The organism is Lutimonas vermicola, assembly GCF_038433205.1.
Classification (GTDB): Bacteria; Bacteroidota; Bacteroidia; order Flavobacteriales; family Flavobacteriaceae; genus Lutimonas; species Lutimonas vermicola.
In genome coordinates this window covers 216,974-229,948 of record NZ_JBCDNA010000003.1, presented here as the reverse complement: position 1 = coordinate 229,948, position 12,975 = coordinate 216,974, and the positions used below count along the sequence as shown (strand labels likewise).

The 12,975-nt window shown below is 34.2% G+C and carries 14 protein-coding genes; 7 read left to right on the top strand and 7 right to left on the bottom strand.

Annotated elements, in window-relative coordinates; genetic code table 11:
- The first annotated feature begins 6 nt into the window (after positions 1 to 6).
- Positions 7 to 1,539 (top strand): glutamate--tRNA ligase, encoded by a 1,533-nt coding sequence (gltX, locus tag AABB81_RS13035; protein ID WP_342160992.1) that lies wholly within the window; start codon positions 7 to 9, stop codon positions 1,537 to 1,539.
- Between the two features lie 3 nt (positions 1,540 to 1,542).
- Here the strand turns inward: gltX and AABB81_RS13030 are convergent, their stop codons facing one another.
- On the bottom strand, positions 1,543 to 2,091 hold the full coding sequence (locus AABB81_RS13030) for an acyl-CoA thioesterase (protein ID WP_342160991.1): 549 nt from the start codon (positions 2,089 to 2,091) through the stop codon (positions 1,543 to 1,545).
- Positions 2,084 to 2,455: a 6-phosphogluconate dehydrogenase gene (locus AABB81_RS13025; RefSeq protein WP_342160990.1), complete on the bottom strand. Its 372-nt coding sequence runs from the start codon at positions 2,453 to 2,455 to the stop codon at positions 2,084 to 2,086. The genes AABB81_RS13030 and AABB81_RS13025 overlap by 8 nt, the downstream gene beginning before the upstream one ends.
- Positions 2,456 to 2,572: 117 nt before the next feature.
- On the opposite strand from AABB81_RS13025, the gene AABB81_RS13020 reads away from it, so the two are divergent.
- Positions 2,573 to 3,478, top strand: coding sequence for an SPFH domain-containing protein (locus AABB81_RS13020; protein ID WP_342160989.1), 906 nt, complete (start codon positions 2,573 to 2,575; stop codon positions 3,476 to 3,478).
- An 82-nt stretch (positions 3,479 to 3,560) separates the two neighbouring features.
- Here AABB81_RS13020 and tatA read toward each other — a convergent pair whose 3' ends face one another.
- The 3 genes from tatA to rnr form a co-directional block, all read right to left on the bottom strand.
- On the bottom strand, positions 3,561 to 3,752 hold the full coding sequence (tatA, locus tag AABB81_RS13015) for a twin-arginine translocase TatA/TatE family subunit (RefSeq protein ID WP_342160988.1): 192 nt from the start codon (positions 3,750 to 3,752) through the stop codon (positions 3,561 to 3,563).
- A 50-nt stretch (positions 3,753 to 3,802) separates the two neighbouring features.
- Positions 3,803 to 4,471, bottom strand: coding sequence for a head GIN domain-containing protein (locus tag AABB81_RS13010; RefSeq protein WP_342160987.1), 669 nt, complete (start codon positions 4,469 to 4,471; stop codon positions 3,803 to 3,805).
- A gap of 108 nt (positions 4,472 to 4,579) precedes the next feature.
- Positions 4,580 to 6,724 (bottom strand): ribonuclease R, encoded by a 2,145-nt coding sequence (gene rnr / locus AABB81_RS13005; protein ID WP_342160986.1) that lies wholly within the window; start codon positions 6,722 to 6,724, stop codon positions 4,580 to 4,582.
- Positions 6,725 to 6,815: 91 nt separating this feature from the next.
- Between rnr and AABB81_RS13000 the strand changes: the two genes are divergently transcribed.
- From AABB81_RS13000 to recA, 5 genes are all read left to right on the top strand, one after another.
- Positions 6,816 to 7,739 carry a diacylglycerol/lipid kinase family protein gene (locus tag AABB81_RS13000; RefSeq protein ID WP_342160985.1) on the top strand — a complete coding sequence of 308 codons (924 nt, stop codon included), beginning with the start codon at positions 6,816 to 6,818 and terminating at the stop codon, positions 7,737 to 7,739.
- Between the two features lie 739 nt (positions 7,740 to 8,478).
- Positions 8,479 to 8,916: a ribose 5-phosphate isomerase B gene (rpiB, locus tag AABB81_RS12995; protein ID WP_342160984.1), complete on the top strand. Its 438-nt coding sequence runs from the start codon at positions 8,479 to 8,481 to the stop codon at positions 8,914 to 8,916.
- A gap of 39 nt (positions 8,917 to 8,955) precedes the next feature.
- The gene (locus tag AABB81_RS12990; protein ID WP_342160983.1) at positions 8,956 to 9,831 is read left to right on the top strand and encodes a cation diffusion facilitator family transporter; all 876 of its coding nucleotides are present in this window, start codon (positions 8,956 to 8,958) and stop codon (positions 9,829 to 9,831) included.
- A gap of 12 nt (positions 9,832 to 9,843) precedes the next feature.
- Positions 9,844 to 10,287, top strand: a complete 444-nt coding sequence (locus AABB81_RS12985; protein WP_342160982.1) for a GNAT family N-acetyltransferase — start codon at positions 9,844 to 9,846, stop codon at positions 10,285 to 10,287.
- A gap of 202 nt (positions 10,288 to 10,489) precedes the next feature.
- Entirely contained in the window at positions 10,490 to 11,494 is a 1,005-nt protein-coding gene (recA, locus tag AABB81_RS12980; protein ID WP_342160981.1) for a recombinase RecA, read from the top strand.
- Between the two features lie 63 nt (positions 11,495 to 11,557).
- Here the strand turns inward: recA and AABB81_RS12975 are convergent, their stop codons facing one another.
- Together AABB81_RS12975 and AABB81_RS12970 are read right to left on the bottom strand one after the other, a co-directional pair.
- Positions 11,558 to 12,301 (bottom strand): uroporphyrinogen-III synthase, encoded by a 744-nt coding sequence (locus AABB81_RS12975; RefSeq protein WP_342160980.1) that lies wholly within the window; start codon positions 12,299 to 12,301, stop codon positions 11,558 to 11,560.
- Positions 12,302 to 12,312: 11 nt separating this feature from the next.
- Positions 12,313 to 12,975 (bottom strand): DUF4271 domain-containing protein, encoded by a 663-nt coding sequence (locus tag AABB81_RS12970; RefSeq protein WP_342160979.1) that lies wholly within the window; start codon positions 12,973 to 12,975, stop codon positions 12,313 to 12,315.

The following is a 12,975-nucleotide window of genomic DNA, read 5'->3' as shown; positions in this document are numbered from 1 at the left end:
AATCAAATGACAAAACAAGTTCGAGTACGATTTGCTCCCAGTCCAACAGGGCCATTACATATAGGCGGTGTTCGCACAGCCCTTTTTAATTATCTTTTTGCCAAGAAGCACAATGGAACTTTTATCCTGAGAATAGAGGATACTGATCAAAACCGGTATGTAGCCAATGCCGAGCAATATATCATTGATGCCCTGAACTGGAGTCGAATCCCTTATGATGAAGGCCCAGGAAAAGGCGGCGGTTACGGACCCTATCGGCAGTCTGAAAGAAAGGACCTTTATAAAAAATATGCGGAGGAGCTTATCTTGTCCGGGAATGCTTATTATGCCTTTGATACAGCTGAAGAGTTAGATTTTCATCGAAATAACCATCAGGATAAAGGAAAAACCTTTATTTATAATTGGCACAATCGTGAAAAATTAAATAATTCTCTGACACTTTCACCAGAGGAGGTACAGGAAAAAATCAACAAAGAAGAAAAATATGTCATTCGGTTCAAATCTCCGGTTGATGAAATTCTTGAACTCAATGACATGATCAGGGGGGAGATAAAGATCGATACCAATGTGCTCGACGATAAGGTCCTCTTCAAATCAGATGGTATGCCGACTTATCATCTGGCAAATATTGTAGATGATCATTTGATGGAGATCAGTCATGTGATCAGAGGAGAAGAGTGGTTACCATCTCTGGCTCTTCATGTTCTCCTGTATCGTGCTTTTGGCTGGAAAGCTCCTGAATTTGCGCATTTGCCTTTAATTCTTAAACCAACAGGAAAGGGTAAATTGAGTAAAAGGGATGGTGACAAACTGGGCTTTCCTGTATTTCCGCTGGAATATACCAATGAAGAAACTGGTGAAGTAGCAAAAGGATACCGTGAGGATGGCTATTTTTCAGAAGCCTTTATCAACATGTTAGTTTTTTTGGGATGGAACCCGGGTACTGAACAGGAGTTATTCAATTTAGAAGAACTCGTAGAGGCTTTTGATATTTCAAAAGTGGGTAAATCAGGTGCTAAATTCGATGCTGAAAAAACCAAATGGTTCCAGCATCAATACCTTATAAGGACCGATGATAAAGAAATTGCAAAATTACTCATCCCGGTTTTGCAAGAGCGTTTAGGTGATTCTTTTGATAAAGACCTCGATGCAGACTATATCACAAAGGTTGTTGGATTGATCAAAGAAAGGGCCACTTTTGTTGCCGATCTTTGGGATCTTGGCAATTTCTTTTTTACAGAACCAGTATCCTATGATGAAAAAGCGGTGAAAAAGAATTGGAAAGATGGAACAGGTGACCTTATGACCGAATTAAGTGAGGTTATTGAAGTTATTCCCGATTTTACTTCAGAAAAAATAGAAAAAACCATAAAAGATTGGATCACATCAAAGGAAATTGGCTTTGGAAAAGTCATGCAGCCCTTAAGGCTTAGTCTTGTAGGTGCGTTAAAAGGCCCACAGTTGTCTGATATTGCCTTTTTAATAGGAAGGGAGGAAACAGTCAAAAGGATGCGTTCAGCAGTCGAAAAACTAGGTTAATACCTAAATTTCTATTTTAACATTATGGTTTTTTAACATTGAGATGTAATCTCCATGGTTAAAATTTTCTCTGCTAAATTCAGTTTTACGCACATTCCTGTTATTGATGTGTTCAATTGATCTCAGAAACCGCCTAAGATCATCTTGATCAGAAATCACTAAACCCGGAACTTTTGCATTTTTCCCGTTTTTGTCTTTGGCAACCATTGAAAAGTACGATGAATTACAATGTTTTTTTTCTCCGGTCATAATATTCTGAGAAATAACTCTTATTCCAACGACCATGGATGAATTGCCAACGTAGTTGACCTTGGCTTTTAAGGTCACCAGCTCCCCTACTTCGATCGGGTTTAAAAAGTCAACTCTATTGACTGATGCCGTAACACAATAGTGGCTGCTAAATTTGGTTGCGGTGGTAAAAGCAGCTTTGTCCATCAAAGATAAAATGAAACCACCGTGAATTTTACCGCTAAAATTTGAGTAAGACGGCAGCATAAGCTCTGTTAAAACAATCGCTGACTCCTTAGCTGATTTAAATGATTGGTTATTCATTTAACACATCCTTATCGCTTTTGAGCATTTCAACTTCCTTGACATAATATTTGGTATCACCTAACCAGAAAAAAGTGCCAAATCTTTCAATATAGGTGACCTTTACTCTTTTGCCCTGAAACTCCTTCAATTTTTCCAAGACTTCTTTATCTGATTTTTGAACAGAAAAATTGAATTGCTGTTCCTCTGATACTCCCTGACTCAAACGACCTTCCCAGGTCTTGAACAGAACTCCTCTTTTGGAAATTTTAATAAGCTCGCCCGCTCTATAGCCCTCACTGAAAGTAACAAAATATATAAAAGCTATATAAATTACAAAAACAATTAAAATTGAAATTCCGGCATATGTAAGAAATCGTTTCATAAGATATTTTGAGATTGTTGTATCAAAAGTAGTAAATTAATTTTCTATAAAACCTCTAACCTTTCATTGAAATAATTATTCGTAACTTTAGTTTTCAAAATTTTAAAGAAAACCACGATGATTACAGCCATTCCAATTATCCTCTTTATCCTGCTTATACTATTTCTCGGGCTCTTTATGGTCAAGCAGCAAACTGCTTATATCATTGAAAGGTTTGGTAAATTTAGCAGTATCCGATCTGCCGGTTTACAATTTAAAATCCCGTTTATTGACAGGATAGCCGCGCGACTGAGTTTAAGAATACAACAACTCGACGTGGTTGTTGAAACCAAAACCAAAGATGACGTATTTGTGCACCTCAAGATATCCGTTCAATATCAGATTTTAAGGGATAAAGTGTATGATGCTTTTTACAGGTTACAAAATCCGCATGAGCAATTAACAGCTTATATATTTGACCTGGTACGTGCTGAAATTCCTAAAATGATTCTTGATGATGTTTTTGAAAAAAAGGACGATATCGCATTTGCTGTAAAAAGAGATTTAAAAGAAGCCATGCTAGACTATGGATATGACATCATAAAAGCCCTGGTCACTGATATTGATCCTGATGGTTCTGTAAAAGAGGCTATGAATAGAATCAATGCCGCAGAAAGAGAAAAGGTTGCTGCTCAACACGAAGGCGACGCCCAACGCATCCTCATTGTTGAGCGAGCAAAGGCAGAAGCAGAAAGTAAACGCTTACAGGGTAAGGGTATTGCCGATCAAAGAAGGGAGATTGCCAAAGGCCTGGAGGAAAGTGTTGATACACTTAACAAAGCCGGTATCAACCCGCAGGAAGCCTCCGCTTTAATCGTGATCACACAGCATTATGATACGCTCCAATCCATAGGTGCTGATAGTAGTTCCAACCTTATTCTTTTGCCAAATAATCCCACTGCTGCAAGCAATATGCTGAACGATATGACGGCTTCACTTTTAGCGGCCAATAAAATAAATGAACTGAATAATAAAAAGAAATAAGCATCAAAACATTTCTATGTTAAACATAAAAAGCCTCAAATCACGTGATTTGAGGCTTTTTTTTATATCCTTTAAACAAGGATTATTTCTTTTCCTTTGCCTTTTCAGCTTTTTCCTCTTCGTTGGTGGCGTTCTTAAATTCCTTAATGCCCGTTCCTAATCCCTTCATCAATTCAGGTAATTTTTTACCTCCAAAAAGTAATAAAATAGCTAAACCGATGATAATCCATTGCCAAGGACCAACAAAACCTAAAAAAATCGTTTGTAACATCATTGTTTTATTATTTAGTCTACAAAGTTAATAATTAAAATTTGAAATACTAACTATTGACGTACATATCCGCCCAGAGATTCACTTTTCTTTACCTCTTCTGGTTTCCCTATAATACTGATCGTACCTCCGGTACTGGCGCTGGCATCAACTAATTTTGAGGCTTTTACATCAGCTGTTCCACCTGTATTAGCTTTAACATCGCTGTACTCGGTTTCCAGTTCCTCTCCTTTGTAAATACCGCCGGTATTAGACTTTACGTTCTGATTCTTTGAACTTCCTTTTAATTTTACGTACCCTCCGGTAACTACGCTAACTTCGAGTTGATCAGTATCAATTTCAAGTTTTATCCTTCCTGCTTCCTGGGCGCTTACTGTAATTTTCTCCTGTTTAAATACTTCATCTGAAAAGATATTTGACCCTTCATTTGCATCAATAACAGCAATATTATCTTTGTAGTACAGATATACCATCACCTCATCAGCCGAAAAAGTATGACTGATACTCATGGAAATTTTTAAGGTCCCATTCGCATTTTTGATTGAAACTTCTGACGATCTGCTACCGTCAATGATAACTTTTGGTGAATCTGATTTAATTAATTCAACCTTCAATCCTCTATATGTTTTCAGGGTGTGAAAATCACCTAGATTCATGGTGACTTTTTCCTGTGCCATACACAAGGTGCTAACAAACATCAGAGTAAAAACTAATTTTTTCATCTTCTTAAAATTTTATGATTTTTATGTATTAATATTTCTGTATTGAGATTCATTAGTCATTCTTACAAATCATATATGTGACCTGATAAAATAATAAATGTTACACTTTTAGTCTTCCACTAAATTAAAATCCAGATGCTTTCTTTCAAGATCGGTATTCTTTACCGTTACTGTAACCTGATCACCTAACTGGTACATTCGCTTATCAGCTTGTCCTATAAGCGCATACTGTTTCTCATCAAAAATAAAATAATCACTGGTAATATCCTTTATTCTAACCATACCCTCACATTTATTCTCAATGATTTCAACATAAATACCCCATTCAGTAACACCCGAAATAACTCCTTCAAATTCCTGGTCATCGTGATTTTGCATATATTTAATCTGCATATATTTGATAGAATCTCTTTCAGCTTTACTGGCCATATATTCTCTTTCTGAAGAATGTTTGCATTTTTCTTCATACTTTTCAGCCTGTACCGACTTACCTCCATCCAAATAATGCTGCAACAGGCGATGGGCCATCACATCAGGATATCTCCTTATAGGAGAAGTAAAATGCGTATAATAATCAAAAGCCAAACCATAATGACCAATATTTTCAGTAGTATAAATGGCTTTACTCATCGATCTGATCGTAAGTGTTTCAATCATGTTGGATTCAGGCCTTCCATGCACATCAGAGAGTAATTTATTTAATGATTCAGAAGTACTTTGCCTGGAATTGGTATCAATCCTGTATCCAAATTTTGTTATAATACCCTGTAGAAGGGCTAATTTATCAATATTCGGTTCATCATGTATCCTGTAGATATAGGTTTTCTTCTTTTTCCCGATAAATTCAGCTACTTTTTTATTGGCAAGTAACATAAATTCTTCAATTAACTTATTAGCATCCCTGGATTCCTTTACATATACTCCTATCGGATTGGCATTTTGATCGAGATTGAACTTAACTTCTGTTTTATCAAACGAAATAGCACCTTCTGACATCCTTCTTTTTCTTAACTTTTTTGCGAGGCTATCCAAGGTTAATATAGCTTCCTGTAAGGGTTGATCAACTCCGGTTGTAGTTCCTTCTATAATCTCCTGAGCATCTTCGTATGCAAATCTTTTATCAGAATAAATAACTGTTCTCCCAAACCATTGGTTCAATAAATGTCCTTTTTCATCCATTTCAAAAACAACCGAAAAAGTAAGCTTTTCTTCATTTGGCCTTAAAGAACAAACATTATTTGATAGTATCTCAGGCAGCATAGGTACTACCCTATCCACTAAATAAACCGAAGTAGCTCTTAGATAAGCTTCTTCTTCCAGGGCTGTATCTTCTTTTACATAATGAGAAACATCAGCAATGTGAATTCCAATTTCATAATGCCCGTTTTCCAAAACTTTGAAAGACAAAGCATCATCAAAATCTTTTGCATCTTTAGGGTCAATAGTGAATGTAAGGTCCTCCCTCATATCCCTTCTTTTACCGATCTCCTCCTCAGTTATATCAATAGGTAATTTTGAAGCATAAGCCTCCACGTGTTCGGGAAACGAATAAGGTAATCCATATTCTAAAAGAATAGAATGTATTTCGGTATCATGATCTCCTGGTTTTCCAAGTACCCTGGTGATTTTTCCAAAAGGATTCTTTGAATTAGCGGGCCAGTCAGTAATTTCGGCCAAAACCTTGTCACCGTCTTGGGCATCAGACAATTCTTTGGGTGACACAAAAATATCAGCATACATTTTATGATCATCCGGCACTACAAAACCAAAGTTTTTACTCTTCTGTAAAACACCTACAAATTCAGTTTTTGCTCTTTTTAAAATCTCAACAATATCGCCTTCCTGTTTTTTGTTCTTTTTTCTTTTATATACATAAACCTTTACCAGATCATTGTTTAAAGCATGGTTCAAATTTCTTGACGGTATATAAATATCATGTTCCAGATCTTCACAAACCACATAGGCATTTCCTCTTGTCGTAACTTCAACGATTCCATCGTAGTAATGACTCTTCGGAACCATTAAAAACTTACCTCTTTCAACTTCTTCAATCCTATCCTGAGCTTTTAAATCCTGAAGTTCCTGAATAACAAGATTTCTACCATTTGCATCAACGATATTAAGTTTTGCCGCAATTTGTTTATAATTGAGAAGTTTATTAGAATTTTGATTAAATACTTGTAAAATATCTGTATCTAAATTCCTGATTTTGTTTCCTTTACTTTTAAATATACTTTTTTTTCTTTTTGACATGAAATCATTATTTCTAGGCCCAAAAGTACGTATTATTATCAGATTATGGATTCATAAACTGTTAATAAAAAACAAATTGTAATTTACACGAATGAAAAATGAATCTATAAAAAGGCGCTGGTATACCATATTTAATCCAAGTTCAGGAGGTGGCACTAAGCAAAATAAAATAGATCGTATTCTATCTTCTTTAAAACAACATCAAATATCCTATGAATTTATCGTAACACAATACACTCATCATGAAGAACAATTGGTTCAATCAGCCATTGATCAGGGATATTTAAATTTCATATGTATAGGTGGTGATGGAACCATACATCATATGATCAACGGCATTATGAAACAAAAAAATGTAGCGTCTGATCAAATTACATTAGCGGTTATTCCTATCGGAACAGGAAATGACTGGGTTAAAAATTATAGAATTCCAAAAGATCCTGAAAAAGCAATCAGACTTATACATAACAATAAGATAATCTATCAGGATATTGGAAAAATATCGTTTTTAGACGATCACAAAGAAGTTTATTTCAATAATGCTGCAGGTATTGGTTTTGATGCTTTTGTAGTGAAGAATATATCAAAATATAAAAAATGGGGATCTTTAGCTTATATTATTGCAGCTCTAGTTAGTTTAAAAACATATACCCCGGGCAAAATAACCTACGTTTCAGATACAGATAAAAAAACATCCAGGATGTTTCTTATCGCTTTGGGTATCTGTAAATTTTCTGGCGCAGGAATGCAACTCACAGATTATAAAAACCACAAGAAGGGTTATTTAGATATTACCTTTGTAAAACCAATCAGCCTTTCTAAAGTAATTACTCAAATTTTTAAACTGTATAATGGTAAAATAGCAACTGTTGAAGAAGCTGTCTGTTTCCATAGTAAAAAATTTAAAGCAGATAATAATACCTCATGTTATATACAGGCCGATGGAGAACTGGTGGGTAGAGGAAATGCCCAATTTAATTTAATTTATAATGCTGTTCAATTCATTATTCCATAGATTTTAACATTTCTGTAACATTTTAAAAAAGCCTTCGTCTTTAAGGTATATGAAAACTATTGTTAAAATAATCATTCTTTGTATTCTTATTTTTGCATTAAGCCTTTATGCAGCCAAGAAAAGTATTGATTATACTTTTAAAAAAGTTGAGTATAAAAAAACAAATGAGGTAACTACACTTCATTTTTCTATAGATTCTGAACGTTTTTCTTAGCCACTTTTTTAAATAAAGTTGTTTTTATCAACAACTATAATATTATTAAAAGCTTTTATTTAAAAATTTAAGAAACAAATGATGTGTATTATAGTTTGTTAATAGATACAATAAAAATCACCTGTTATATTATGATATATGAGTTTTAAAAAACTATTAACAAGTTATAAAATAGTAAATGCTTAATAATCAATTTTTTTAAACAGTTATTGACAATCATTTAAATCTGTGTTAACTTATTTTTTATGATAAAGTAAATAATAAAAGTGCTGATAAACCTTTTAAAAACTGTTTATAACATTCATTAAAAAACTCAAAAATAAATTTGGTTCATAATCTTATTTTAAGCATTGATGATTTAATATTTATCAGCAAAATTTATTTATGAGAATTATACCAGAAGTAATGAACAATTAGGGATTTTTTTAAACTATTTAAAATCAACTTATTGTGAACTTCATTTAACAATGTAATAATTTTATGTTTATTACTTTAATAAACGTAATTTTGTTGAAAATTTTGAATATGAACATAGCAATAGGCAACGATCACGCAGGAACCAGTTATAAGTTTGAAATAGTAAAATATTTAAAGGACAACGGTATTGAAGTGATGAATTTTGGAACAGATAAGGAGGAAAGTATGGATTATCCTGATGCTATTCACCCAGTAGCTGAAGCTGTAGAATCGGGTAAAGCAGACCTTGGAATTATTATTTGCGGTAGCGGCAATGGTGCAGCCATGACTGCTAATCACCATAAAAAAATTCGTGCTGCGCTTTGTTGGAATGACGAATTGGTTGCTTTAGCAAGACAGCATAATGATGCTAATATTTTAAGTATTCCCGCTCGGTTTGTATCTCTCGAAGATAGTATTCAATTTGTTAAAACTTTTTTAAATACTGATTTTGAAGGAGGAAGACACCAAAAAAGAATTGATAAAATTCCTACCGACAACTGTTAAGTAGATATGGGTCATCATCATACACATCAACATGGCCAATTGTCTGGAAACAGATTACTGTTTTCAATAATACTTAATATTATTATTACTGTCTCCCAGATTATTGGGGGAATTATTTCGGGAAGTTTAGCCTTAATCTCCGATGCAGTACATAATTTATCGGATGTAATTTCTTTAATAATAAGTTACTCGGCAAATTTACTAAGTAATAAGAAAAGACAAACCTTACACCAGACTTTTGGATTTAAAAGAGCAGAGATCATAGCCGCGTTTATCAATTCCTCTACGCTGATTATCATTGCAGTATTTTTAGGTATTGAAGCAGTAAAAAGATTGAATCATCCAACCGAAATTGGCAGTGATTTGGTAATCTGGTTGGCTTTTATAGCTATCCTGGCAAATGGTTTAAGTGTTATATTACTTAAGAAAGATGCAGACCATAATTTAAATATGCGATCTGCCTATTTACATTTAATTACTGATATGCTCACCTCAGTAGCAGTCATGATTGGAGGTATTTTAATGAAATACTATCAAATCTATTGGCTGGATTCAGTTCTGACCATTATTATATCTGTATATCTTTTATATATGAGCTGGAATATTTTTATTGATTCCTTAAAGATATTAATGCTCTTTGCACCAAAGCATCTTCAAATAGAGAGCATTCAAAATGAAATTCTCGCAGTACGTGAAATAGAAAATATTCACCATGTACATATTTGGCAATTAAACGACCATGATGTTCATTTTGAGGCTCATATAGAATTTAAAAAAGATATAAAACTATCTGAGTTTGATAAGATTTGTGCTGAGGTAGAAATGATTCTTTTAGATAAATTTCATATCAAACACTCAAATCTTCAGCCTGAATTTGATAGAGATGATCACAAGGATTTTATTATTCAGGATTAAATTACTTTCCATATGAAATGGACCTTAAAAAAATTTCAAGACCTGTCTGTTCAGGAGTTTCACGATATTGTACAATTGCGCCTCGACATTTTTGTTGTTGAGCAAGACTGCCCTTACCTGGATTTGGATGGTAAGGATCAAATAGCCTATCATTTATTTGCAACAACCGATCTTGGAAAGACAGTTGCTTATACCAGATTGTTTGCACCCGGAGACTATTATGACGAGGCAGCAATAGGAAGGGTAGTGGTACACAAAGACTATAGGCAGGAAGGGATTGGATTTGAATTGATGTCAAGATCTATACAGCAAATAGAATCACTGTTTAACACCAAAACCATTAGAATAGGTGCCCAACAGTATTTGAGGAAATTTTATGAATCTTTGGGTTTTATTTCTACCGGACAAGATTATATGGAAGATGGTATTCCGCATACGTATATGGTTAAAAGCTAGACCTTCTTTAGAATCATGAAAAGATTTCGTTTACCTTTTCATGATCAGGGCACGAATAAAGAAAGGTTAAAGAAATATTTGTAAAAACCTATTGTAATTTGTTAATAACAATCTTATGTGGAAAAGAAATATTTACCCCCAAAAATTCCTATTTTAGCTTTCTATTATTATAAAAAAAACATAAAACATACAAAGTTAGATTATGGCTGAAGACAAAGAAAAAACAGCAAAATTAAAGGCATTACAATTAACGCTCGATAAACTTGACAAGACCTATGGAAAGGGTTCTGTCATGAAAATGGGTGATGTACCTTATGAAAATATTGATGTGATCCCTTCCGGATCACTGGGCCTTGATTTAGCCTTAGGTGTCGGGGGTTATCCAAGGGGCAGGGTCATAGAAATTTTTGGACCAGAATCATCGGGAAAAACAACCCTTGCTTTACACGCAATGGCTGAAGCTCAAAAAGCAGGAGGAATAGCGGCATTTATTGATGCTGAACATGCATTTGATCGTTTTTATGCTTCAAATTTGGGTGTTGACATTGATAATTTAATCATATCTCAACCTGATTATGGAGAGCAGGCATTGGAAATTGCAGATAACCTTATTAGTTCTGGAGCTGTGGACATAGTGGTTATTGATTCTGTTGCGGCTTTGACGCCAAAAAGTGAGATCGAGGGAGAAATGGGAGATTCAAAAATGGGGCTTCACGCCCGTTTGATGTCGCAGGCGTTGAGAAAGCTGACTGCTACGATTAATAAAACGCATTGTACAGTAATATTTATCAACCAGTTAAGAGAAAAAATTGGCGTAATGTTTGGTAATCCTGAAACGACAACTGGTGGTAATGCATTAAAATTTTATGCATCGGTTAGATTGGATATCAGAAGGAGAACCCAAATTAAAGATGGTGATAAAGTCCTGGGTAACAGAGCTAAAGTAAAAGTTGTAAAAAATAAGGTGGCGCCACCTTTTCAAACTGCAGAATTTGATATTATGTACGGCCTTGGAGTATCTAAAGTCGGTGAAATTCTCGATTTGGGCGTAGAATTGGATATTATCAAAAAGAGCGGATCCTGGTTTAGCTATGGTGATACTAAATTAGGACAAGGCAGGGATGCTGTAAAAGCCTTGATCGGCGATAACCCCGAGCTTGCCGATGAACTAGAGGCTAAGATTACCGAAATGATCAAAGTAAGCTAGAATAAATAACAATAAAAAAAAGCGACTTTTAAGTCGCTTTTTTTTATCGTTTTAAAGAAGGTTTTATTTATTAACCTCTTTGATATACTTTTCAAGAGCCATAGTCATGGACGGCGTTTCTTTAGAAGGAGCAGCAATATCTATTTTAAGACCAGCTTCTTCAGCTGCTTTTACCGTTGAATTACCGAACACCGCGATTCTGGTATTATTTTGTTTAAAAGAAGGAAAATTCTCAAACAAAGACTTTATACCGCTAGGGCTAAAGAAAACCAAAACATCGTAAAATACGTTTTCAAGGTCAGAAAGGTCGCTGATCACCGTTTTAAATAATACAGCTCTTTTCCATTCTACATTCAGACTATTCATATTGTCTATCATCGACTGTTTTACCATATCTGAAGTAGGCAAAAGAAAGTTTTCAGATTTGTGCTTCTTGATCAAAGGCATTAAATCATCAAAAGTTCTGGTTCCTACATAGATTTTTCGCTTTCTGTACACCACGTATTTCTGTAAATAAAAAGCGACAGCTTCTGAAAGACAAAAATATTTCATGTCATCCGGAATTGTGACTCGCATTTCATCTGCTAACCTAAAATAGTGATCCACAGCATTTCTACTGGTGAAAATTACGGCTGAAAAACTTAAAAAATCTATTTTCTGATTTCTAACTTCTCTTGAAGACTCACCTTCCACATGAATAAATGAGCGAAAATCTATTTTCACTTTTTGTTTATTCATTAGATCAAAATAAGGTGATTGTTCTGCTTTCGGAGCTGGTTGCGAAACAAGTATAGTTTTTACTTTCATATAATTTTGTTTTAATCAACAAACAGTTTATAAATAACTATAAAGGGGGCTAATTCAAGGGCGCAAAGGTACAAAAATAAATAGAACAAATTGTTAAAACCTAATTTTTCATTTTTGATCAATACAAAGTAACGAAATAATGCAATCACTATTGAAGCTGCGATACTTAAAGTTATCAAAAACTTATGAAACCCTCCTACACTGTAATTGGCTAAGACCAACAAGGGGAAAATAAGGATCGATATCAGTGCTAAGTTGCTAATTTTTAAAAAAGTAAAATAAGTTTGCCCTTCTTCTAATTCAAAGATATTTCCGAGTAAAAACCCTACAATATACCTCAGCACAAAATATACCAATGTCATGATCAGGATTTGGAAATAGAAGTAAAATGTGTCAGTGGTCTCCGAGGAATTGAAGGCGTTTAAGGTAAAATAAATGCAAAGGGAAATGTTAAAAATAATGATAAAAAAGAAAATTATATGAAAACGATTGAAGATTAATGGTCTGGTTTTGAAATAATCAGTGTAGTATTTTTCTGAATAGACAAGTGAAAAAAGTTTTGAAAAGCGCTCCGAAAAATTAAATTGAAGGACTGCAATAAGTATAAGCACAACAAGGAAGATCAAGGTAACCCAATCACTGGTTGCAGATACTTTTTCTATGCCTTCAAACAT

What these genes read in the sequence shown, in the direction of transcription:
- AABB81_RS13010 (WP_342160987.1), bottom strand. Translation starts at nt 4,471, where the DNA reads ATGAAAAAATTAGTTTTTACTCTGATGTTTGTTAGCACCTTGTGTATG.
- recA (WP_342160981.1), top strand. Translation starts at nt 10,490, where the DNA reads ATGGCTGAAGACAAAGAAAAAACAGCAAAATTAAAGGCATTACAATTA.
- rpiB (WP_342160984.1), top strand. Translation starts at nt 8,479, where the DNA reads ATGAACATAGCAATAGGCAACGATCACGCAGGAACCAGTTATAAGTTT.
- AABB81_RS12985 (WP_342160982.1), top strand. Translation starts at nt 9,844, where the DNA reads ATGAAATGGACCTTAAAAAAATTTCAAGACCTGTCTGTTCAGGAGTTT.
- AABB81_RS13030 (WP_342160991.1), bottom strand. Translation starts at nt 2,091, where the DNA reads ATGAATAACCAATCATTTAAATCAGCTAAGGAGTCAGCGATTGTTTTA.
- AABB81_RS13000 (WP_342160985.1), top strand. Translation starts at nt 6,816, where the DNA reads ATGAAAAATGAATCTATAAAAAGGCGCTGGTATACCATATTTAATCCA.
- tatA (WP_342160988.1), bottom strand. Translation starts at nt 3,752, where the DNA reads ATGATGTTACAAACGATTTTTTTAGGTTTTGTTGGTCCTTGGCAATGG.
- AABB81_RS12970 (WP_342160979.1), bottom strand. Translation starts at nt 12,975, where the DNA reads ATGTTTGAAGGCATAGAAAAAGTATCTGCAACCAGTGATTGGGTTACC.
- AABB81_RS12975 (WP_342160980.1), bottom strand. Translation starts at nt 12,301, where the DNA reads ATGAAAGTAAAAACTATACTTGTTTCGCAACCAGCTCCGAAAGCAGAA.
- rnr (WP_342160986.1), bottom strand. Translation starts at nt 6,724, where the DNA reads ATGTCAAAAAGAAAAAAAAGTATATTTAAAAGTAAAGGAAACAAAATC.
- gltX (WP_342160992.1), top strand. Translation starts at nt 7, where the DNA reads ATGACAAAACAAGTTCGAGTACGATTTGCTCCCAGTCCAACAGGGCCA.
- AABB81_RS13020 (WP_342160989.1), top strand. Translation starts at nt 2,573, where the DNA reads ATGATTACAGCCATTCCAATTATCCTCTTTATCCTGCTTATACTATTT.
- AABB81_RS13025 (WP_342160990.1), bottom strand. Translation starts at nt 2,455, where the DNA reads ATGAAACGATTTCTTACATATGCCGGAATTTCAATTTTAATTGTTTTT.